This window comes from Nostoc sp. C057, from assembly GCF_013393925.1.
GTDB classification, from domain to species: domain Bacteria; phylum Cyanobacteriota; class Cyanobacteriia; order Cyanobacteriales; family Nostocaceae; genus Nostoc; species Nostoc muscorum_A.
Genome location: NZ_CP040281.1, coordinates 3,971,546 through 3,992,005, shown reverse-complemented (window position 1 = coordinate 3,992,005; position 20,460 = coordinate 3,971,546). Strand labels below are relative to the sequence as shown.

16 protein-coding genes and 1 tRNA gene are annotated in these 20,460 nt (G+C 43.4%); 12 read left to right on the top strand and 5 right to left on the bottom strand.

All coding sequences use genetic code 11. The features are described 5' to 3' along the window. Positions 1–119: 119 nt before the first annotated feature. On the top strand, positions 120–1,370 hold the full coding sequence (locus tag FD724_RS17135) for a serine/threonine-protein kinase (protein ID WP_114081481.1): 1,251 nt from the start codon (positions 120–122) through the stop codon (positions 1,368–1,370). 278 nt (positions 1,371–1,648) lie between these two features. Here the strand turns inward: FD724_RS17135 and FD724_RS17130 are convergent, their stop codons facing one another. Next, entirely contained in the window at positions 1,649–2,557 is a 909-nt protein-coding gene (locus FD724_RS17130) for a DUF3365 domain-containing protein (RefSeq protein WP_114081480.1), read from the bottom strand. Between the two features lie 294 nt (positions 2,558–2,851). Between FD724_RS17130 and FD724_RS17125 the strand changes: the two genes are divergently transcribed. Together FD724_RS17125 and FD724_RS17120 are read left to right on the top strand one after the other, a co-directional pair. Continuing rightward, positions 2,852–4,747, top strand: coding sequence for a serine/threonine-protein kinase (locus FD724_RS17125; protein ID WP_179073450.1), 1,896 nt, complete (start codon positions 2,852–2,854; stop codon positions 4,745–4,747). Positions 4,748–4,880: 133 nt separating this feature from the next. Further along, the gene (locus tag FD724_RS17120) at positions 4,881–5,774 is read left to right on the top strand and encodes a hypothetical protein (protein WP_114081478.1); all 894 of its coding nucleotides are present in this window, start codon (positions 4,881–4,883) and stop codon (positions 5,772–5,774) included. A 29-nt stretch (positions 5,775–5,803) separates the two neighbouring features. On the opposite strand, the gene FD724_RS17115 is transcribed toward FD724_RS17120, so the two are convergent. After that, positions 5,804–6,469 (bottom strand): peptidoglycan-binding protein, encoded by a 666-nt coding sequence (locus FD724_RS17115; RefSeq protein WP_179073449.1) that lies wholly within the window; start codon positions 6,467–6,469, stop codon positions 5,804–5,806. A gap of 434 nt (positions 6,470–6,903) precedes the next feature. Here FD724_RS17115 and FD724_RS17110 point away from each other — a divergent pair, with 434 nt between their 5' ends. The 7 genes from FD724_RS17110 to FD724_RS17080 all read left to right on the top strand — a co-directional run bounded on the left by FD724_RS17110 (position 6,904) and on the right by FD724_RS17080 (position 15,798). Beyond that, complete coding sequence (locus FD724_RS17110) at positions 6,904–8,373, top strand: hypothetical protein (RefSeq protein WP_179073448.1); 1,470 nt, start codon at positions 6,904–6,906, stop codon at positions 8,371–8,373. Positions 8,374–8,729: 356 nt separating this feature from the next. Further along, on the top strand, positions 8,730–9,191 hold the full coding sequence (gene rimP, locus FD724_RS17105) for a ribosome maturation factor RimP (protein ID WP_114081475.1): 462 nt from the start codon (positions 8,730–8,732) through the stop codon (positions 9,189–9,191). A gap of 186 nt (positions 9,192–9,377) precedes the next feature. Then, positions 9,378–10,655: a transcription termination factor NusA gene (gene nusA, locus FD724_RS17100; RefSeq protein ID WP_179073447.1), complete on the top strand. Its 1,278-nt coding sequence runs from the start codon at positions 9,378–9,380 to the stop codon at positions 10,653–10,655. Between the two features lie 148 nt (positions 10,656–10,803). After that, entirely contained in the window at positions 10,804–11,073 is a 270-nt protein-coding gene (locus FD724_RS17095; RefSeq protein WP_114081474.1) for a YlxR family protein, read from the top strand. Positions 11,074–11,553: 480 nt separating this feature from the next. Then, positions 11,554–14,727: a translation initiation factor IF-2 gene (infB, locus tag FD724_RS17090; protein WP_179073446.1), complete on the top strand. Its 3,174-nt coding sequence runs from the start codon at positions 11,554–11,556 to the stop codon at positions 14,725–14,727. 103 nt (positions 14,728–14,830) lie between these two features. Beyond that, positions 14,831–15,460, top strand: a complete 630-nt coding sequence (locus tag FD724_RS17085) for a low-complexity tail membrane protein (protein WP_114081472.1) — start codon at positions 14,831–14,833, stop codon at positions 15,458–15,460. Between the two features lie 140 nt (positions 15,461–15,600). Beyond that, on the top strand, positions 15,601–15,798 hold the full coding sequence (locus FD724_RS17080) for a hypothetical protein (RefSeq protein WP_012412012.1): 198 nt from the start codon (positions 15,601–15,603) through the stop codon (positions 15,796–15,798). On the opposite strand, the gene FD724_RS17075 is transcribed toward FD724_RS17080, so the two are convergent. Beyond that, a complete protein-coding gene (locus FD724_RS17075) occupies positions 15,795–16,331 on the bottom strand; it encodes an alpha/beta hydrolase (RefSeq protein WP_179073445.1) in 537 nt (178 codons plus the stop codon). The two genes, FD724_RS17080 and FD724_RS17075, sit on opposite strands and share 4 nt — an antisense overlap. A 516-nt stretch (positions 16,332–16,847) precedes the next feature. Here FD724_RS17075 and FD724_RS17070 point away from each other — a divergent pair. After that, a complete protein-coding gene (locus FD724_RS17070; protein ID WP_179073444.1) occupies positions 16,848–18,542 on the top strand; it encodes a DUF1565 domain-containing protein in 1,695 nt (564 codons plus the stop codon). A 346-nt stretch (positions 18,543–18,888) separates the two neighbouring features. Here FD724_RS17070 and FD724_RS17065 read toward each other — a convergent pair whose 3' ends face one another. Then, positions 18,889–19,182, bottom strand: a complete 294-nt coding sequence (locus FD724_RS17065) for a DUF3493 domain-containing protein (RefSeq protein WP_114081469.1) — start codon at positions 19,180–19,182, stop codon at positions 18,889–18,891. Between the two features lie 33 nt (positions 19,183–19,215). Here FD724_RS17065 and FD724_RS17060 point away from each other — a divergent pair. Continuing rightward, positions 19,216–19,287: transfer RNA gene (locus FD724_RS17060), tRNA-Thr, on the top strand. Positions 19,288–19,415: 128 nt separating this feature from the next. Here the strand turns inward: FD724_RS17060 and FD724_RS17055 are convergent. Then, positions 19,416–20,459, bottom strand: coding sequence for a M42 family metallopeptidase (locus tag FD724_RS17055; protein WP_179075541.1), 1,044 nt, complete (start codon positions 20,457–20,459; stop codon positions 19,416–19,418). Between the last annotated feature and the right edge of the window lies 1 nt (position 20,460).

Sequence of the window (20,460 nt, the reverse complement as noted above, 5' to 3'; positions counted from 1 at the left end):
TGTTGATAGTGGTGCTAACCTCAATTTTAAGGATGTTATCAGCCCTTATCTGCTAGAGTTTCTGACTTTCAGCAAACTAGATAATTTATCAACAATAAAATCGCGAGGAGTGCGATGAGATGTCACAGTCGCCTATGACAAGACCAGAAATAGCTGCTGGAACTCTAATTGATAACCGCTATATTATCCAAAAACTTCTGGGACAGGGAGGATTGGGGCGAACTTACTTGGCATTTGACACTCGGCGGTTTAATGAAGCTTGTGTCCTCAAGGAGTTTGCACCCATTGGCACAGGGGAAAGTGGGCTGGAACAATATCGCAACCTATTTAAAAGAGAAGCAAAAATCCTTCATCAATTGCAACATCCTCAAATCCCCAAGTTTTTAGCTTGTTTTGAAGGAGATGGTCGGTTATTCCTAGTACAAGAATATGTTGACGGCAAAACATATTCTAGGCTGTTGGGAGAACTTCAACGTCAAGGAAGAAATTTTTCTGAAGATGAAGTTATCCAGTGGCTAAAAAATCTATTGCCTGTTTTGGAATATGTCCATCAGCACAATATCATCCATCGAGATATTTCTCCTGATAACATCATGTTACCTGATGGCAAGGATCTGCCAGTGCTGATTGATTTCGGTGTTGGGAAGCAAATTGCTGACGTGAACGAGGGGAGAAGTTCTAACCACCAAGTAACATTTGTTGGCAAAATGTCCCTTGTAGGCAAAGTGGGGTATGCACCCCGCGAACAGATTAGTTTAGGTTTATGCTCGGCTTCTAGTGATCTATATGCCTTGGGTGTAACAGCTATTGTACTACTCACAGGTAGAGATCCATCTTTACTAATGGATCAGTATTCACTTGAATGGAACTGGCGTTATTATACTTACGTTAGTGATGAGTTCGCTCAAGTACTTGATTGTATGTTGGCAGATAGACCCAACAAGCGATACCAAACAGCCAGGGAAGTTATCAAAGATTTAGAGCGGATTGGAGAACGAGAACTAGCAATGTCTCCTCCAGTCATGCTTGATGATTTGCCTGCTACGGTATTTAATCCTGAATTTCAGGCTATGTCGGCAATATCGCAGTCATACAACCCACCTGGAGAAACAATTTTTAGTCCACCTAGTTTACCTGCTAATGTACAAAGTGGGCAAATTGAACAACAACAACCTTCACTCCAACCAGGATTTATTAAACATTGTCAACAAGAATTAGCCTACCACATCGGGCCAATGGCAAATCTGATTATAGAAGAAATATTAGATGAGAATCCTTACATTTCACCTGATCAATTTGTTGAACTTATAGCCAACCAAATTCCTAACTTTCAAGCAGCTTTTGAATTCAAAAAAAGCTTATTTTCATAGATATTTTAGACTAATCTGGCAATCCAATTTGATTTCTGTTCGTGCAGCATGGCATAGCCATAATTATTTGGGTAGCAAGGCAATAGTCAAAAAGCCTCTCTGAGCTATACTAGATTTTTTAAAAAATCAAATAAGAGTCCTATATCACTTTAGAAATAAGTTAAAATAGTTCAATTATTTATATAAAAATTAATTGCATTAGCGTAGCGCGTACTCTTACAGAGAAGCAAGGTACGCGCAGCATCTTGTAGAAAACGTCCATTTCATTACTAATTATTTTAATCCCCTGTTCCCCCCTGAGTGCGTTTGATTCTTTTCATTGCCATTTCTAAACTTAACTGCATCCGTTTAAAGGCTCTAGCTAAATTACCGATTTCATCATTAGACATCTGCTCAAATTCAACTTCCATGTGTCCTGTACTAACTTCTTCCGCTATGCGAGTCATGCGTTTGAGAGGAACAACAACCTGTCGATTCAAGAACAAGTTAACTAACAGGATAGTCGCTATAAATATAGTTGATACAATTAAGATAATTAGTAAAGAAGACTGATTTGCTTTGCTGATTACATTCTTTGCCGGTACTGATATAATTTGAGCGCCGACAATCTCATTCAGCTTCCACCCAAATCCATTAGCTGTGCCATAAAGAGTAATCATACTTTGAGGGGCAGCCTCTGGTACGCTATGACACTTCAGACAACTTTCTTCAGAAACTTTTAAGGGACGAGCAATATAAAAGATATCCCCACTAGGAATTGAGCGAAATCCACTCACTTCTTTAAGGTCTGATTTATTTCTGAACCTTTCTACAATTTCCGTCTCAAAACCGTCAGCCTTATCCCGCAGATTTGTGGGATTGAGAGTTGCTTCTTTATAAAAGAAATCACGATATTCTGTTGTTTTCCGTAAAATCTCAAATACCTCCCGTGCTGAGTATCCAGGTACGGTTTGCGGCAAAAACTCAGTAGCCAATTTATCAACTAGCTCTGGATTCACTTGAGTACTGGTGTATTTACGAACAGAACTCATTGTTTGAATGAGGATGAGACCAGTAGAGCTAATATCTTGTTTAGCATTCTCCCTAAGCAAAGAAGAAAGAGCAAATCCACTCAAGCTCAAACCAAATGTCAGAATTACCAGTAGCAGAATTGTAAATTTTTGTTTCAGATTCAGATTCTTTAGCATAATTACAGATTACCTACAAGTCAAATTATTATGAACAAATATAGCGAAAGTCATCGTTTACTCTAACATGAGCAATCAACTCTCATACTTTGATCTAAAGGCAAAGTTTCGCTAAAGCTATTAGGGTATACACAACTTTATACTATTAGTAATTATCGAGGTTAATGAAAATGTTCTCTAAGTAACTAACTTCCAAAAATCTACAACAGCGATTCAAATGGAATTCCCAAAAATTCGGGTTGGCTGTTTTGATACTGTGCCAAAATAAATACCAGCAATTGTCAAATATTACTAATGGTGTGGAATGCAGGAAAGTCTTTATTCGGGGGACGCTACATTATCGAAAGCCAACTAGGTGAAGGCGGAATTGGCATTACTTATCTTGCCAGAAATCAGCGGAATCAACTGCGAGTGATTAAAACCCTTAAAGAAGAAATCCTGAACCACCCCGCCTGGATACTCCACCGGAACAAGTTACGGCAAGACTTCCGTGATGAAGCAGTTAGGCTGGCTGTGTGTCACCATCCCCATATAGTAGAAATAGAAACCATCTTCGATGATGGGAATTTGCCCTGCATGGTGATGGAATACATCGAAGGCGAAGACTTAGGACAGTATTTAAAACGGGTTGGAGTGCTATCAGAAGCAGAAGCGCTGCTCTACATCAGACAAATTGGCGACGCTTTGACACTAATCCATTCTAAAGGATTGCTGCATCGGGATCTCAAACCACGCAACATTATGATCCGCATTGATAAATCTGAAGCAGTGCTGATAGACTTTGGCATCGCTAGAGAATTTATTCCTAATGTAATTCAAAGACATACAGTGTATCGCACTCCTGGTTTTGCCCCACCTGAGCAGTATGAATCAGAAGCGCCACGAGGAGAATACATTGATATCTATGCTTTAGCTGCTACTCTGTATAATTTGCTTACCGGAGTGATACCGACAAGTGCAGATGATAGACGGCACAATATTAATTTAGAACCACCACAATATTTTAATCCCAACATCAGCGATAGGGTAAATCAAGCTATTATGTGCGGCATGGATTTGGAGTCAACCTATCGTCCCCAATCTGTGCAGGAGTGGTTGGATTTATTGAGCCCTGAAAACGAGAAAAAGATAGCACCAGAAACATCCACCTTAGTGATAACGCCCAGAGTAAAATTACCTCCACCTGTTGTATTAGACCAGCAAAACTGGCAATGCGTACAGACCCTCAGAGGTCATTCTAGTATGGTTCATGCGATCGCTATTAGTCCAGATGGGCAATTGATTGCTAGTGGCAGTAATGACCATACTATTAAACTTTGGCAACTGAGTACTGGCAAGCTAGTGCGTCAAATGGGTCGTTGGTCTTCTGGTCATTCTAGTATGGTTAATTCCGTCGCCTTTAGCCCAATCTCTTCAAACTTTTCTTATCAAGGAGATTCTGGCAAATCTGGGGGAGTTACAGACCTGAACCGGGGAATCTTGGCTAGCGGTAGTTGGGATAATACAATCAAATTGTGGGATGTAAACACCGGAAAAGAAATTCGCACTCTCACTGGTCATACTAACTGGGTGAATTCTGTTGCCTTTAGTCCAGATGGCAAGTTTCTTGTTAGTGGCAGTGCTGACTGCACAATTAAACTATGGCAAGTAAACACTGGTATAGAAATTCAAACTCTCACAGGTCATTCCGACTCAGTTTCGTCAATTGCTTATTCTCCGAGAACAGCGACAACGACGAATAGCCAGGATAGACAGCTTGTGGCTAGTGGCAGCAATGACTACACGGTCAAACTGTGGCAACTATACACAGGCAGAAACATCTACACACTTACAGGTCATTCCTTCTTCATCAACTGTATCGCCTTCAGCCACGATGCAGAAATGATTGCTAGTGGCAGTGGTGACAACACAATTAAATTGTGGCATGTCAACACAGGCAGAGAAATTCGCACTCTCAGTGGTCATTCTGATTCAGTTTGGTCAGTTGCCTTTAGCCAGGATAGGCAATTTCTCGCTAGTGGCAGTTGGGACAATACTATCAAACTGTGGCATTTACACAGTGGTAGAGAAATTAGCACACTTACAGGACATTCCAGCTATGTTCGATGTGTCGCTTTCAGTCCTGATGGACAAACCCTAGTGAGCGGTAGTGATGACGATACTATCAAGATTTGGCGACGGGGGAGATGAAGAAGTAGGGAACGGAGAGCAAAATCTACCTTATTTCCCTCTACATCTTCTAGTCTTACGATAGAACTGCGATCGCCCAAAAATTGTCACAATAATGACGACAACCGTTATTTTTGAACAAGAATTAATATTTATGGGCTTTGGTATTGGTGATTTATTTTGGATTTTCCTGCTTCTAACTTCCTTACAACCCCTTTGGCAAAAACGTCAAATAGAATATCGCCGCTTGCGTGCTTTACAAGAATTTCAACAAGAACGCAAAAGTCGGGTGATTTTGTTGATTCACCGCCAAGAGTCTATTAGCTTTCTGGGAATTCCTATATCTCGCTACATTACTATCGAAGACTCAGAACAAATCTTACGAGCTATTCGCCTCACACCCCCAGATGTGCCAATTGACTTAATTTTGCACACTCCTGGCGGTTTGGTTTTGGCAACAGAACAAATCGCCAGAGCATTAATTCGCCACCAGGCAAAAGTCACAGTCTTTGTCCCGCACTACGCGATGAGTGGCGGTACAATGCTTGCCCTGGCCTCTGATGAAATTATTATGGATGCTAACGCTGTCTTGGGACCAGTTGATCCCCAATTGGGTAATTACCCCGCAGCAAGTATCCTAAAAGTAATTGAAGATAAACCCATCAGTGAGATTGACGATCAAACTTTAATTATGGCCGACCTCTCACGCAAAGCAATTGGGCAGGTACAGAGGTTTGTAAGAACTTTGCTTAAAGACAGTATACCCAAACAAAAAGTTCTACCAGAAAATATCGAATCGATTATCGAAGCCTTGACAACCGGGCGCGTCACCCACGATTATCCCATAACTATTGAAGAAGCAACAGAAATGGGGCTGCCCGTAACTGTCGGACTGCCCCATTCTATTTATGATCTTATGGACTTGTACCCACAGGCGCAAGGAGGGCGACCCAGCGTGCAGTACATTCCTATGCCTTACAATGACGGCCGTCCAATTCTACCTATACCCAAGGGTAGACCCTTAGAAGAACCAAATCAGATGACTTGAGGGTCTTTGGGTAGGGGTTTTTGTGGAGACTAGGGTGTAGATGTTGGCGTAGCTGTTGGTGTAGCTGTTGGTGTAGCCGTTGGCGTAGCTGTTGGTGTAGCCGTTGGTGTAGCTGTTGGCGTAGCTGTGGGTGTAGCCGTTGGCGTAGCTGTTGGTTTAGCCGTTGGCGTAGCTGTTGGTTTAGCCGTTGGTTTCGTTGTTGGTTTAGCTGTTGGCTGACTCAAGACTGTCTTTGCTTCTTCATTCAGCTTTTGGCGGAGTGCTAAATTAGCAATTCCAGTTTCTTGCAACTGATGTTTCTTTTGATACTCCTTCACCACTTCTTCCGTGCGGGAACCGTAAAAATGATCGCGCGGTAGGGGAGGATTAGGCTTGACTACTGCATTCAAATTTGTGTGCAGAATTTGAACAATGTTAGCAGCAAAATCTTGGGTTTTTGGCCCTGCTATCCCATCAACTGGTTTTAGCTTATAACCTGTCTGAAATTCACGAATTGCCTTTTTGGTTTCCTCATCTGTCAAAGGACCATTTGTTACCTTGACGTTATAGCCTAGACCTCGCAACACAGAACGGAATTGCTGGGGCGTATAGCTACGTTGAGGTGCTGCGAAACCTGTGTCTGCAATTACCACACTAGCGCTTATCAGGCAAGTAACAGCAAAAGTCGCGCTTGATTTTCCAAAACCACACCACATATTTAAAACTCCTTTGGATTAAATCAGCAGGATTATAAATGTTAACAGCTGCATTTTAAGTTTGTTTAATAACTTTTTTCGCGATTTTTTAATGATTTTTGAATAATTTATGAATAATTTTTGCCAAAGTTAACGAGGTGTATAAAAAGTAATTCATGTCATCCATCAAAAGACGTATCTTGTATTGGCAGAGATGCAGAGGTTATCATTTGAAGCGAATACACGCTTTGAACACTCAATTGCGATATTGATTCATTTATGTGGATTGGTGTCAACTTAAGCCCTTTGTCTCTAAGCATTTTTTAACCTTAAGTTGGCATAAATACATATATATACATTTATACTGAGGTCTACTCAACTGCAAATTGCTGTATTTGGTTGGAAAGAAACGAAAATTAATAAATGAAAGAGATGATATTTCAAATATCCCAAAAATGTATAATATGCAACACAAAAAGAAAGATATAAAATCTTCTAAACAGACGAATCTTTGGTTTGAAAGATTTATGGCAATTACTGCCACTGTAAATTTAGGTTTAGTTTTGTTTAATTTAAGTTACGTACCTTGGCGAGATTTTTACTTACGGAAACTTCCCCAAGTTATTCAGATTTATGACCCAATAAAAGGTATTGAATCCCACCGAGACACAAAAATTTATCTAGAAACAGTAGACGCATTAGAAGAACAAGTCAGCCAAACAGGATTAGAGTCTTCTGAGGTAAAAAGCAGACTAGAGCAAATAAAGCGTCTTAGCAACGAGATGATTGACAGTAACCCCTTTGCTGGAGTTAATAAAAGTGGGACTTTGGAAAAAATCAAAAAGCGGATGCGATCGCACATCGGTAACGAATCTGCAAAACAGTCCTTTGCCACTTTTTGGAGTCAGCCTTACCTCTCGCAAAATGGCTGGATTAAAGAAATTAATTTTTTTAACGAGAGCATCCGCCCTTTAATTGCCACTAACTACTACCGCCAAATCGGTGAAAGTGGTGAATTTGTGGATAATTTTTGGATTATTGACTTACCCTTCGTGATTTTATTTGGCGTAGAATTGCTGGGGCGTACCTTCTCAATCAAACGCCGACATCTTGGTTTAAGCTGGTTTGAAGCACTATTGTGGCGTTGGTACGACGTATTTTTACTCCTACCATTTTGGCGTTGGCTGCGAATCTTACCTGTATTAGTCCGCCTCGATCAAGCGCATTTATTGGATCTCCAGCCAGTGCGAAAGCAAATTCATCAGGGGGTTGTCGCCAATTTTGCTGAAGAACTCACAGAAGTAGTAGTAGTAAGGGTAATTAACCAGGTTCAGGGTTCAATTCAACGGGGTGAGTTAACGCATTGGCTCTCACAACAAGAAAATTTACGTCCCTACATAGATATTAATAATGTGAATGAAGTGGAAGCGATCGCAGGTCTTTTGGTAAAAACAATTGTTTACCAAGTGTTACCTGATATTCAACCTGCGATCGTTGCCATTTTGCGCCACAATATCGAAACCGTCTTCCATCAAGTCCCCGTCTACCGCAACCTCCAGAATCTCCCTGGCGTGGGAAAAGCTCAAACCCAGTTAAGCGAACAATTGGCAACGCAAATCACAACTAATCTTTACAAAACTTTGGTTAGCGCTGTTGAAGACCCTGTTGGCGCAAAACTCACCAGTCAACTCGTAGAAAGGTTTAGCGAAGCTTTGGGATCTGAAATGAAGGAAAAACACGTACTTTCCGAAATTCAGAGTTTACTTTTTGACTTCTTAGAGGAAATCAAAATCAACTACGTCCAGCGTTTATCCCAAGAAGACATAGACCAAATTATCGAGCAAACCAGGCAGCTACGCACACAAGCATCAGTTCCTACAGTCGTCGAGAAAAGCACCACTCTCCCAAAAATACGCGAAGGGTAGAGAAGCTAGCCTGGATTTCTCACTTGTGAGAAATCCAAGGGGTGTGGGAGGTGTGGGAGGTGTGGGAGGATGGGGAAGAAGTCTTACCCCCCCACACTCCCCACACTCCCCACACTCCTCTTCTCCCTCTGCCTACACTATGCGTGAGAAATCCGGGCTAGGGGGCAGGGGGGCAAGGAGAAAAAACCAATTCCTAATTCCCTATTCCCAATGCCCCATCCCCAATACTCGACTATCCATTAAATGCGCTAAACTCGAATGAGGGCGAATCATCATTGATTCGTCACAAGACTTCTTGGAAGATATACCTATCGCAGGAAGTGGGTCAGTGCCCACTTTTTTTATTGAATTCTCTCATGGCTCATCCTTTAGTTCCACAAATTATTGATTTGGCGACACCAGTAGCAGAAGAACTGGGATTGGAAGTGGTTGGCGTGGTCTTTCACACTCACCAAAGTCCACCAGTGTTGCGGGTAGACATTCGCAATCCTCAGCAAGACACCGGATTGAATGATTGTGAGAGGATGAGCCGTGCTTTAGAAGCCTCCTTAGATGCTGCGGAAATCGTTCCAGATACATACGTCTTGGAAGTGTCTAGTCCTGGTATTTCGCGGCAACTGGTAACAGACAGGGAGTTTATTTCCTTTAAAGGATTTCCTGTCATTATTTCCACAACGCTTCCCTACGACGGACAACAAGAGTGGATTGGTCAGTTGATTCGCCGGGATGAGACAACACTTTACTTAAACCAAAAGGGTCGTGTAGTCGAAATTCCCCGCTCCCTAATTACTAAGGTGCAGCTAGACGAGCGCCGATAAACAAAGGGCTAGGGCTTAGGAATTACAGGCTAGAGTGCCATTCGCTCAAGGCTAGAGTTTCGGGCCTAGAGTTTCGGGACTAAGGGCTAGAGATTAGGGGCTAGTGTAAAGCTATTCTCTAATCCCTGGTTCTATTTAATGCGTAGTTTTCAGCCCCCACTCCCTGCTTTTTAAAGGAGATTGCTTATGTCAATGGTTACTTTACCTGGATTAAAAGAATTAATTGAAAGTATAAGTCGTGAGCGGAATTTACCCCGTCTTGCAGTTCAATCAGCTATTAGAGAAGCACTACTCAAAGGCTACGAACGTTATCGTCGCGCCCAAAATTTAGAGCGAAAACAGTTTGACGAAGATTATTTTGAAAATTTTGAAGTAGAACTCGATATTGACGGAGAAGGATTTCGCGTTCTTTCCACCAAAACCATCGTTGAAGAAGTAAATAACACAGACCATCAGATTTCTTTAGACGAAGTTCAACAAGTAGCTCCCGAAGCACAGTTAGGGGACTCTGTTGTACTAGATGTGACTCCCGACCAAGGAGAATTTGGTCGGATGGCGGCAATGCAAACCAAGCAAGTATTGGCGCAAAAATTACGGGATCAACAGCGCCAGATGGTGCAAGAAGAGTTCCAAGATTTAGAAGGAACTGTTTTGCAAGCAAGAGTCCTACGGTTTGAGCGGCAATCTGTGGTTTTGGCAGTCAGCAGTGGATTTGGTCAGCCAGAAGTAGAAGCCGAGTTACCGAAGCGGGAACAGTTGCCTAACGATAATTATCGGGCAAATGCCACCTTCAAGGTATATCTGAAAAAAGTCTCTCAAGGTCAGCAACGAGGGCCACAGTTGCTGGTGTCTCGTGCTGATGCCGGTTTAGTGGTTTATCTGTTTGCCAACGAAGTCCCAGAAATCGAAGATGAAGTGGTACGGATTGTTGCCGTAGCAAGGGAGGCAAACCCCCCCTCCCGTTATGTCGGTCCCCGGACTAAAATAGCAGTAGATACCCTAGATCGCGATGTAGACCCAGTTGGTGCTTGTATCGGAGCCAGGGGATCGCGAATTCAAGTGGTAGTCAACGAATTACGCGGTGAAAAAATAGATGTAATTCGCTGGTCGCCAGACCCAGCAACATACATCGCTAATGCTTTAAGTCCAGCACGGGTGGATGAAGTACGCCTCATGGACCCAGAATCCCGGCAAACTCACGTACTTGTGGCTGAAGACCAACTAAGTTTAGCTATTGGGAAAGAAGGACAAAACGTCCGTTTGGCAGCCCGCCTGACTGGTTGGAAAATAGACATCAAAGACAAAGCTAAATACGACTATGCCGGAGAAGATGAGAAATTTACCGCTGTCAGAGCAAAATATCAGACAGAGGAAGATGACCTTGAATTCGACGAAGAATTAGAAGATGAAAATCAGGACGAATTAGAAGAGGAGGATAGTTTTGACAATAACGATGACGAATAATTGATTAATCTTGTAAAGTTTTGATAATGTTGATTGTAGTCCGAGTCGTAAGGATTATTTCCTGAAAGACACCTTGGTATAAGTAAAAAATAGTAATAAAAAACTCATTTTTACACCCAGAATGCTGGACTGAGATCGCAGAAAACTGATGAAACCAAATTATCGGCGCTGTATTAGTTGCCGGAAAGTAGGCTCAAAAGATGAGTTTTGGCGGATTGTCCGCGTCTTTCCATCGGGAAAGGTACAATTAGATCAGGGCATGGGGCGTTCTGCCTATATTTGTCCGCAAACGAGTTGCTTACAAGCGGCTCAAAAAAAAAATCGACTAGGGCGATCGCTACATGCATCAGTGCCAGAAACACTGTATCAAAGCTTGTCGCAACGTCTAGCCAGCAGCAATACCCAAAACCAAATTTAATTGGAACAACTTTGTGACATCATCACCAGAGAAATTGTGCCAAAGCCGAAGTCGTGCTTTCATCACACCCTCTGTTGATCGTTAAGGTTAGTGCCAAAATAGTAAATGGGTGTAAAAAGCATTCGACTCTCCAAATAATTTAAGAGAGGCGAGGAAACATTCCCAGAACAAGATGTAATCGATTGTGTTGTGGAAGATTCAGAATCAACAAAACAAGAAACTACAAAATGGCAACCTGGTAGCGCTCAGGCGCAGTTCGGCGTCAAGGATTCCTATAAAAATCTTTTTAAAAAATTTTTATGGGTATCCCTCAACCATCATTCCTGGTGGGGATGCCATTATTAAACCGAAACATCTCTCTTTCCTGATTGGAGGCACCGGCAAAAACTAAACGGCGGTCTAAAAACAGTAATCCAAGGATGGAGATGTCGAAAACCAGGCAACCATCCGCTAAAACTGTAAATTAAAGGGGAAGAGTGGATGACCAACGGCAAAGTTAGAATCTATGAATTATCAAAGGAATTGAATTTGGATAACAAAGAGCTACTAGCAATTTGCGACCAGCTCAGTATCGCGGTCAAAAGTCATAGCAGCACGATTTCAGAATCCGAGGCAGAAAACATCCGCACGGCTGCGGAAAAGCTCGCAGCTACCAATGTTTCAGCCAAAAAGGAACTAGGTACAACCAGCCATAAGCCAAATTCACCACCAAACGGCGGACGTAACCGACCTGCTGCACCCCACAAACAGCAAATTTTGGAAATACGCAAACCCAAAATATTGAGAAATACTACCTCCAACGCCCCAGAGGCGTCAGTTGCCAACAATACCCAAGCTGCCTTGTCTGAAGCTAATCCTCCCTCACCTCCACGGCCTTTTGCTACACCAGCCTCACCCATGAAGCCGGCAGCACCAACTCGACCTGTGCCCCGGACTCAATCTGAGACTCAAGAGCAACCTCCTGTCACCGACTTGGAACAAACACCTAATCCAAGTCAGGCACCGGAAAAAGTAGCATCCCAAAAACCGGAAAAAGTAGTTCCACCAAGACCGAAATCGGAAAAACCGATCAAACCGCAATTAGTTGCCCCTCCAGCAAGACCGGCGGCAGAAGTAGCCCAAGCAGAAGTAGCCCAAGTGTCAGATGAGCCGGTATCTCAAGCAGATAAACCGATTCTCAAACGTGACCAACGGCTACGTCCCGTTGAAGGCGATCGCGAGCAAATTAAACCCAGAGTTGCTAAACTGCCAACTGACCAGTTTCCACAATCTGCGCCACAAAGACAGGCCAGGCCTACCCCTGCACCCACCAGACCAGAGCAGAGAGGCAATCGACCATCTGCACCATCACAACTAGGAGAGGGGCAAAGACCCAGACCAGCGCGTCCTGGTGAATCAGTAGCAGCCGCAATGCCGATCGCTACTCCACCCAGACAAATGTCAGGAATAGCGGGTAAATCTCAAGGACTGGGTGATGAGCCAGTTACACCCGATCTCCTCGATTTGAAACGCCCAAGTCCGCCTCGCCCGACCAAAGGCGGCAAAAAGTGGGTAGAAGAGGAAATAATCGACGAAGTTAAAGAGAAGGCTAAAGCTGGCGTTAAAGGCAAGCGGATCAAGCCGATATTGGATGATGAATTTGAAGAAGATTTGTTGGATGATGACGATATCGACTCACCAGCAATCGTCCAAGTCAGCCTTTCCATCGCTCGTCCTCCCAAACCAAAAGCGACTCGACCTGTACAGATGCCGGGTGCAAGCCTTGCTAGCGCTCCAACTGCTAGAGGAAGTAGAAAACCTGGTTCTAAGTCTGGTTCTAGCCGTGACCATCACAATAACCGTCGCCACCAACAAGAAGCTGATACCAAGCGCGATCGTCCCGAAAAGGTAACGATCACAGGGCCGTTAACTGTACAAGAACTGTCCGACGTTTTAGCCGTTCCCGATACAGAGATTGTTAAAATCCTCTTCCTCAAAGGCATGGCGGTGAGTATCACCCAAAATCTGGATATTCCCACAATTACCCTGGTAGGAAAAGAACTAGAAATAGAAGTCGAAACCGTCGAGCGAGAAGCAGAAGCTCGGAAAATTACGGAAATGGTCGGCGCAGAAGACCAAGAATATCTTCATCGCCGTCCGCCTGTCGTGACAATTATGGGTCACGTAGACCACGGTAAAACAACCCTGCTCGACTCAATCCGCAAAACCAAAGTAGCTGCTGGCGAAGCTGGCGGTATCACTCAGCACATTGGTGCGTACCATGTGGATGTGGTACATGAGGGCAAACCACAGCAGATAGTCTTCCTGGATACCCCTGGTCACGAAGCCTTTACAGCTATGCGGGCTAGAGGAGCTAGGGTAACAGACATTGCCGTATTAGTAGTGGCTGCTGATGATGGTGTCCGTCCCCAAACCATTGAAGCCATTAGTCACGCTCAAGCTGCGGGAGTGCCAATTGTTGTTGCAATCAACAAAATTGATAAAGAAGGGGCACAGCCAGAGCGGGTGAAACAAGAACTAACCCAGTATGGTCTGACGGCAGAAGATTGGGGTGGTGAGACAATCATGGTTCCCGTGAGCGCCATCAGAGGTGAAAATCTGGATACGCTCTTAGAAATGATTCTCTTGGTAGCAGAAGTTGGAGAACTATCTGCCAACCCAGATCGTACTGCCAAAGGAACTGTCATTGAAGCACATCTGGATAAAGCCAAGGGAGCAGTTGCTACCCTGCTAATTCAGAATGGTACCCTGCATGTGGGAGATATCTTAGTAGCTGGCTCGGCCTTCGGTAAAGTCCGGGCGATGGTGGATGACAGAGGCAAGAGAGTGGATATTGCTTCTCCTTCCTTTGCTGTCGAGGTGTTGGGTTTAAGTGATGTGCCAGCAGCAGGCGACGAGTTCGAGGTCTTCCAGAACGAGAAAGAAGCCAGAGCCCTCGCTAGCGATCGCGCCGACAGACAACGCCTATCCCGCCTGTTACAGGGACGTGTTACCCTCACAACCTTATCGGCTCAAGCACAAGAAGGCGAGTTGAAAGAACTCAACTTGATCTTGAAAGGAGACGTACAAGGTTCCGTAGAAGCCATTGTGGGAGCGCTCAAGCAAATCCCGCAAAACGAAGTCCAAATTCGGATGCTCTTGGCTACTGCTGGGGAAATCACCGAGACAGACATCGACTTAGCAGCTGCCAGTAACGCTGTAATCATTGGTTTCAATACTACCTTCGCTAGTGGCGCTAGACAAGCCGCCGATGAAGCGGGTGTAGATGTCCGGGAATACAACGTCATCTACAAACTCCTAGAAGATATCCAAGATGCCTTGGAAGGTCTTTTGGAACCAGAGTTGGTGGAAGAACCCTTGGGTCAAACCGAAGTTCGTGCCGTCTTCCCAGTCGGTCGCGGTGCTGTTGCCGGTTGCTACGTTCAATCTGGCAAGCTAGTTCGTAACTGCAAAGTCAGGGTACGACGCGGCGGTAAGGTGATTTACGAAGGTGTCCTTGATTCCCTAAAACGGATGAAAGAAGATGCCCGTGAAGTCAACGCCGGTTATGAATGCGGTGTCGGTATGGATAAATTCAATGATTGGGTTGAAGGTGACATCATCGAATCCTATCAGATGGTTACGAAGCGCCGCACTCTCACCTTAACGAGATAGTGTTAAGGGTAAAATGGTTAGAAGTTAGGAGTAATAAATTAGGAGTTAGAAGTTAAAGACTGCTAATTCCAAGCTCCTAACTCTTAACTCATAACTTTTTACTATGCATTCATTTCGCTCTGAACCTATTTTGTGGATTCACGTCGCTGGATTGGCGACGTTGCCTGTTTTTTTAGTACTCTGCTTAATATTTTTGTCTGTAGGCGAGCCGTTTTTGCCAGTCTGGATGGAGCTATTTTTAGTTGCCGCCATTGGTATTCTCCCCCTGCTATGGATGCAGTTACGTCGCCCTTTTTATATATTCGCTCTTTTAGGAATAGCCCTAAAGCCAGAAAATCTGACTGAGCGGCAGCGAAAAATTCTCTGTTTAATTAATACAAAGTTAAATCGTATCCTGGCATTAGTGGCAGCAGTATTGTCGATTTGGGTGCTGTGGCATCTTTACCAATTTGCCCCATTAGTAGCAGATTCAGCCAAATTCCTTCCACAATGGCGCAGCCTTGCACTCGTGCTTGCGGGATTAGCCTTTTTAGGCAGCAATCTATTTTTACAAATACCTGTGAGTGTAATGCGAGTTTTGGTGATTAATGAGACAGAATTCGCTGGCATAGAACCATTATCTTTAGAAAAGATTAAGCAAGATTTCACAATTTTAGGGGTTCGGGTTAATCAAATCGTGCCCCGATTATTGCAATCCTTGTTTAGGATTAATACAGATTCATCACAGCCCTGAAAGTAATATTATTTACTTTAAAAGGCTAAAAATAAGCAGTAGGGAAGCAGAGGGGCAGAGAAGAATCGGGATACCGATGCCCAATGCCCCATACCCAATGCCCAATTACCTTGCAAGTAAAAATAAAGGAATGAGGAACTATGGCTCAAATTCCAGCTTCTAGCGATCGCCAATTTTCTGCTGATACTGAAATTTGGTATAGCCTCAAATGTGCGATCTCCACTAGTTCCGGTTTTCAACGCTGGCAACTAGAACGTGATGCTCAATTACACGGAATTCGCTTGGAACAGCAGGTACAAAGGTATTTAAGGGAAACTTTAGAAACTTTAGCTTACTAAAAATTGAGTAAATCTTGTAGGCTTGTTTGCAAGCGACGAAGTTGACGGTATGCACCCTCCAAGCGTTTGCCATCAACTTCCACTTCATTAGTGGGATAATTTTGAATAATTTCGATTAGCGACACCTGCCCATCTTGACTTGCAGAAAGTACCAAAGCAGATCGCAAAGCCTGCCGATCTGCTCTGCGAGACGGTGTATAAATAACTTGACTAATTTGATCCAAAATAATATTACCAATCTGGCTGTTCAGAACTCTATCTAAAAATACCAGGTTTACTTTCACAGGCTCCGTTAAATATTGACGAATGGCTTTAGGATCTTGTCGTGCTAAAGCAAAATCAACTCGTAATGAACGTGAAAGTTCACCTGTTTGGGCAAAGGTGGATAGTTCGCCTACTGAAAGTGATTCACGGAAAATACCATAGTTCAACACTACTCGTTCCGCAGCAAAGGCAGGAGTAGACAAAAGTACAAGACAGGTACTACCTAGTAAAACCAAGGTGCGACGCAACCCCAAAAATTTAAAACGCATTTCTCCCAATTTCCAATAGATTTGCTTTTCCTGTGATGATATTCCAGCAGAATTAGTTGCGGCATCTGGCTTTAGGAAATACCAAAAATTGAAGAAGAATTCAGAAGTCAGGAGCCAGAATTCAGAATGAAGACGCGACGCTCGTTCCTCTCTACGAGACGCTGCGCGTAGCTCGCTTCTCCGTAGGAGTACGCGAACGCTGCGCTATCAGTGGGGGATTCAGACTCGCCACTGATTAAAGACCACTAAATATGCAAATTTAGTGGGGGTCTTAAACCCCTGGATTCATCCACTCTTTCGTTCAAAATTCATTCTGAATTCTGGCTCCTGACTTCTGAATTCTGTTTCGATAAAATAATATAACTAATGTATAAGTTCTGTGATGTATCTAAGGAAATTAGCTGAATCAGTGCTAATCATCCAGTATAGTTTTGCATGGGTTTGACAGCAGCTATAAGACTGCTAGTTTCAACCTTGTTCGACATACCGTAATTCAGCACATCACAGACGGAAAAAATGAAATATCGGGGTTTTCACATTTCCATAGCGAAAAATTTTCGCCTTCTTTCTAGCAGTCATCTCAGATATACTTTACGCGGGGGAGCCGGACTAACGGCAATGCTTGCTGTTTACTGCGGTTCAATATTACTACCCGGTGCGGTTAATGCTGGTGCGACTCACCCAAAAGCGATCGCCCCAACTCTCACTGCACAAGTTCCGACAACCGCCGCAGCAATTTATGTTAATCCCGCAACTGGTGTAGACAGTGCTAGTGCTGGTACAACCTCAGCTGCACCTTACAAAAGCATCAGTTTCGCTCTCAGTCAAGCCCAAGCAGGTGCAGTTATTCAATTAGCACCTGGGAACTATAACCAGGAAAGTGGCGAAACCTTCCCATTGTTGCTTAAACCAGGAGTGACACTGCGGGGTGATGAAGCTAGTAAAGGTCAGGCAATATTAATTACAGGTGGAGGTTTCTACACTAGTCGTACCTTTGCTAGACAAGACATTACCATCCTTGCCGAACAAGATACCACTATTACTGGTGTCAGCGTTACCAACCCAAATAGCCGGGGTACGGCTGTGTGGGTGGAATCAACTAATCCCACTATCAAAAACAGTACTTTTACTAACAGTGTTAGAGAGGGTGTTTTTGTCACGGGTACAGGCAATCCTAAAATTGAAAGTAACATCTTTGTCCAAAACAAAGGCAATGGGATTTCAATTGCTAAAGCTGCTCAAGGAGAAATTCGGGGTAACTTATTTCAGGATACTGGTTTTGGTCTAGCGATCGGTGGTACTTCCACACCCCTAATTGTGGAAAACCAAATCGTCGAAAACCAAGATGGTCTTTTTATCTCCGAGTCAGCCAAGCCCGTATTGCGTAAGAATGTCATTCAGAACAATAAGCGGGATGGTGTAGTCGCAACTGTTAGTGCTTTACCTGACCTTGGCACGAACGAAAATCCTGGTGGTAATCTTATCCGCAATAACACTCGTTATGATGTGAACAACGCCACTAAAACCAGTAAAATTGTCGCTGTTGGCAACGATATCGATCAGAAAAAGATTTTTGGCTCAGTAGATTTTGTTGCCGCAGCTGTTGATGTACCGCCTGGTGGGCCTGTTGCCTTTAAGGATGTGCCAGCAAATTACTGGGCAAAAACCTACATCGAAGCTTTAGCTTCTCAAAATATTATTGCTGGCTTTCCTGATGGCAGCTTTAAACCCAATGAACCTGTAACCCGCGCTCAATTTGCCACTATTGTCACTAAAGCTTTAACACCACCAGCCAAACGCGCAGGTATTAAGTTTAAAGATGTAGCAACAAATTTCTGGGCATACGCTGCAATTCAATCTGCTTACCAGAGTCAATTTGTTTCTGGTTATCCTGATGGCACTTTTAAACCACAGCAGCAAATTCCCAGAGTGCAGGCGCTAGTCTCTTTAGCTAATGGTTTGGGCTTAACTACGAATAATCAGAACGTCCTTTCTTTTTATACTGATGCTGCCCAGATTCCTAATTATGCGATCGCTCCTGTTGCGGCTGCAACTGCACAGCAGCTAGTAATCAACTATCCCACAGCGAAGCAACTCAATCCTAATCGTCAAGCGACTAGAGCCGAGGTTGCTGCCTTTGTTTACCAGGCACTTGTCAGTGCTGGACGTGCCCAACCAATTCCTTCATCCTATTTGGTAACAGCCCAGTAAATGCCTAGTTAGCAAATTGAAAGCGCCAAGACTAACAAATTATTAGTCTGGCGCTTCCAATATTGCGAGTTTTTATTAATTTTGGGGTTTTTTAAACATAAAACTTGGGGTCTTTAAATATAACTGACCCCATTTGAATGTGATTTGTTTTATGGTCAGGGTCTTTATATATGGCTGACCCCGTTTCAACGATTTCTAGTTTCTCAGAAATTTTTACTTTTTGGGATTTCCTAATAATTTTTTTATTTTTTCTCTGTTTATATTTTAATCTTTATAAAAGCATTAATCAATATAAAGATATATATAAATAAAGCAGTAAAAAAGTCATCAGCTAAAATTTTTCTCTTCAAGAATTAGGACTTTTGCCTGATTGGGGACGTTGTTGCCGACGCTGTTCCCAACGCCAAAGGAAGATCATTAGGGCAACTATTCCTACTTGGAGAGCTAAACTAGGCAAAGCACTCTCAACATCCCGTCCGGCAAGCACTTGGAAAAAAAACACGAATGCGCCAATGGAGCCAGAAGCACCAAAAGCGATGTAGATAAATTGTCGTAAGCCGCGATAAGGAGCGGCTATTTCTGCTTTGAGGCTGGCATACTGTTCAGGGTTCAGGCGATTTTTGAGATTTTGATCTACCATGATTAAATCGTGTTATACTCTTAGATTGTGTACGCCGATGTGGCTCAGTGGTAGAGCAGCTGATTCGTAATCAGCAGGCCGTGGGTTCAAATCCCATCATCGGCTTTGGGTAAAATGTTCCTCAATATTAAAGTTTGACATAAATTAAGCTTCTAGCCAAAGGGGTGTAAAAACTATGCTTACGGCGGCAAACTACGCACTCTAATTTTACCGAGTAAATTAGTTTTAAACCTTTACTCGAACTCGGTTTCACAAAAAGATTTTAACAAATCGATACAGTTAGCGATCGCTCCTAAATGAGCAATTTCATAGCCATGTGTGTTTTGGGTAGGAAATGCTAAACACGCAGCACGCCCAACATGACCAAATTTCATGGCAATGGAAGCATCACTACCAAACCCGCTCAGAATTGTAAATTGCACAGGCATATCCAACTGTTTGGCACATTGGCGTAGTTGTCCATTTAGCCCTTCGTCATATATCCCATAAGCATCTTGAGATAAAAGTACAGGACTTTCCCCATCTTTAACAGGATATTCCTCAGATAATGGACAAATTTCTAAAGCAATTAACGCATCCAAACGCTGATTTTGGGTGAAAAATAGCGCTCCAATTGCTCCTACTTCTTCTTTGGCTGAAGCTACCAAATAAACATCAACAACTGGCTGTTTCAGGTTTTCAGCTAAAGCTAGCAAAATCGCAACAGAGGCTTTGTTATCCAAGGTGTAACTGGCAATATGATCCTTTAACCTAATTGGATGCTTGCGATGCTTGCCGATTACCATTTTAGTTCCAGGTCGAATGCCAGCTGCTTCTAATTCAACCGCAGTGCATTTCGTTTCAATCCAGGCATTTTCCCACTTAACAGTAGTATCTTCCTGCTGGACTTTTTGGGGAGATTCATGGGAAACGTGGCGGGAACCAAAGCTGAGAATACCGCTAATGGTTTCCTGATCTCCCAATAAATCAACAACCCCTTCGCCGTAAACCCACGGGAAAGAACCACCGAGTTTACGGACTTCCACACGACCTTCATCACCGAGACTCTTGACAATTGCGCCAATTTCGTCTTTATGTGCGGTGATTGCGATCGCTCGGTCTGGATTTTTCCCCGAAATCTTGGCAATAATATTATCGGCGCGATCGCACCACACTTCTACACCCAGCGCTGAAAATCGTTGCATCAACAATTGGTTAATCTCAGCTTCTGCACCACTAGGAGAGTGGTGCATAACTAATTCTTCAATAATTTCAAATAAGCGATCGTAATCCCACATC

What these genes read in the sequence shown, in the direction of transcription:
- FD724_RS17135 (WP_114081481.1), top strand. Translation starts at nt 120, where the DNA reads ATGTCACAGTCGCCTATGACAAGACCAGAAATAGCTGCTGGAACTCTA.
- FD724_RS17130 (WP_114081480.1), bottom strand. Translation starts at nt 2,557, where the DNA reads ATGCTAAAGAATCTGAATCTGAAACAAAAATTTACAATTCTGCTACTG.
- FD724_RS17125 (WP_179073450.1), top strand. Translation starts at nt 2,852, where the DNA reads ATGGTGTGGAATGCAGGAAAGTCTTTATTCGGGGGACGCTACATTATC.
- FD724_RS17120 (WP_114081478.1), top strand. Translation starts at nt 4,881, where the DNA reads ATGGGCTTTGGTATTGGTGATTTATTTTGGATTTTCCTGCTTCTAACT.
- FD724_RS17115 (WP_179073449.1), bottom strand. Translation starts at nt 6,469, where the DNA reads ATGTGGTGTGGTTTTGGAAAATCAAGCGCGACTTTTGCTGTTACTTGC.
- FD724_RS17110 (WP_179073448.1), top strand. Translation starts at nt 6,904, where the DNA reads ATGTATAATATGCAACACAAAAAGAAAGATATAAAATCTTCTAAACAG.
- rimP (WP_114081475.1), top strand. Translation starts at nt 8,730, where the DNA reads ATGGCTCATCCTTTAGTTCCACAAATTATTGATTTGGCGACACCAGTA.
- nusA (WP_179073447.1), top strand. Translation starts at nt 9,378, where the DNA reads ATGTCAATGGTTACTTTACCTGGATTAAAAGAATTAATTGAAAGTATA.
- FD724_RS17095 (WP_114081474.1), top strand. Translation starts at nt 10,804, where the DNA reads ATGAAACCAAATTATCGGCGCTGTATTAGTTGCCGGAAAGTAGGCTCA.
- infB (WP_179073446.1), top strand. Translation starts at nt 11,554, where the DNA reads ATGACCAACGGCAAAGTTAGAATCTATGAATTATCAAAGGAATTGAAT.
- FD724_RS17085 (WP_114081472.1), top strand. Translation starts at nt 14,831, where the DNA reads ATGCATTCATTTCGCTCTGAACCTATTTTGTGGATTCACGTCGCTGGA.
- FD724_RS17080 (WP_012412012.1), top strand. Translation starts at nt 15,601, where the DNA reads ATGGCTCAAATTCCAGCTTCTAGCGATCGCCAATTTTCTGCTGATACT.
- FD724_RS17075 (WP_179073445.1), bottom strand. Translation starts at nt 16,331, where the DNA reads ATGCGTTTTAAATTTTTGGGGTTGCGTCGCACCTTGGTTTTACTAGGT.
- FD724_RS17070 (WP_179073444.1), top strand. Translation starts at nt 16,848, where the DNA reads ATGAAATATCGGGGTTTTCACATTTCCATAGCGAAAAATTTTCGCCTT.
- FD724_RS17065 (WP_114081469.1), bottom strand. Translation starts at nt 19,182, where the DNA reads ATGGTAGATCAAAATCTCAAAAATCGCCTGAACCCTGAACAGTATGCC.
- FD724_RS17055 (WP_179075541.1), bottom strand. Translation starts at nt 20,459, where the DNA reads ATGTGGGATTACGATCGCTTATTTGAAATTATTGAAGAATTAGTTATG.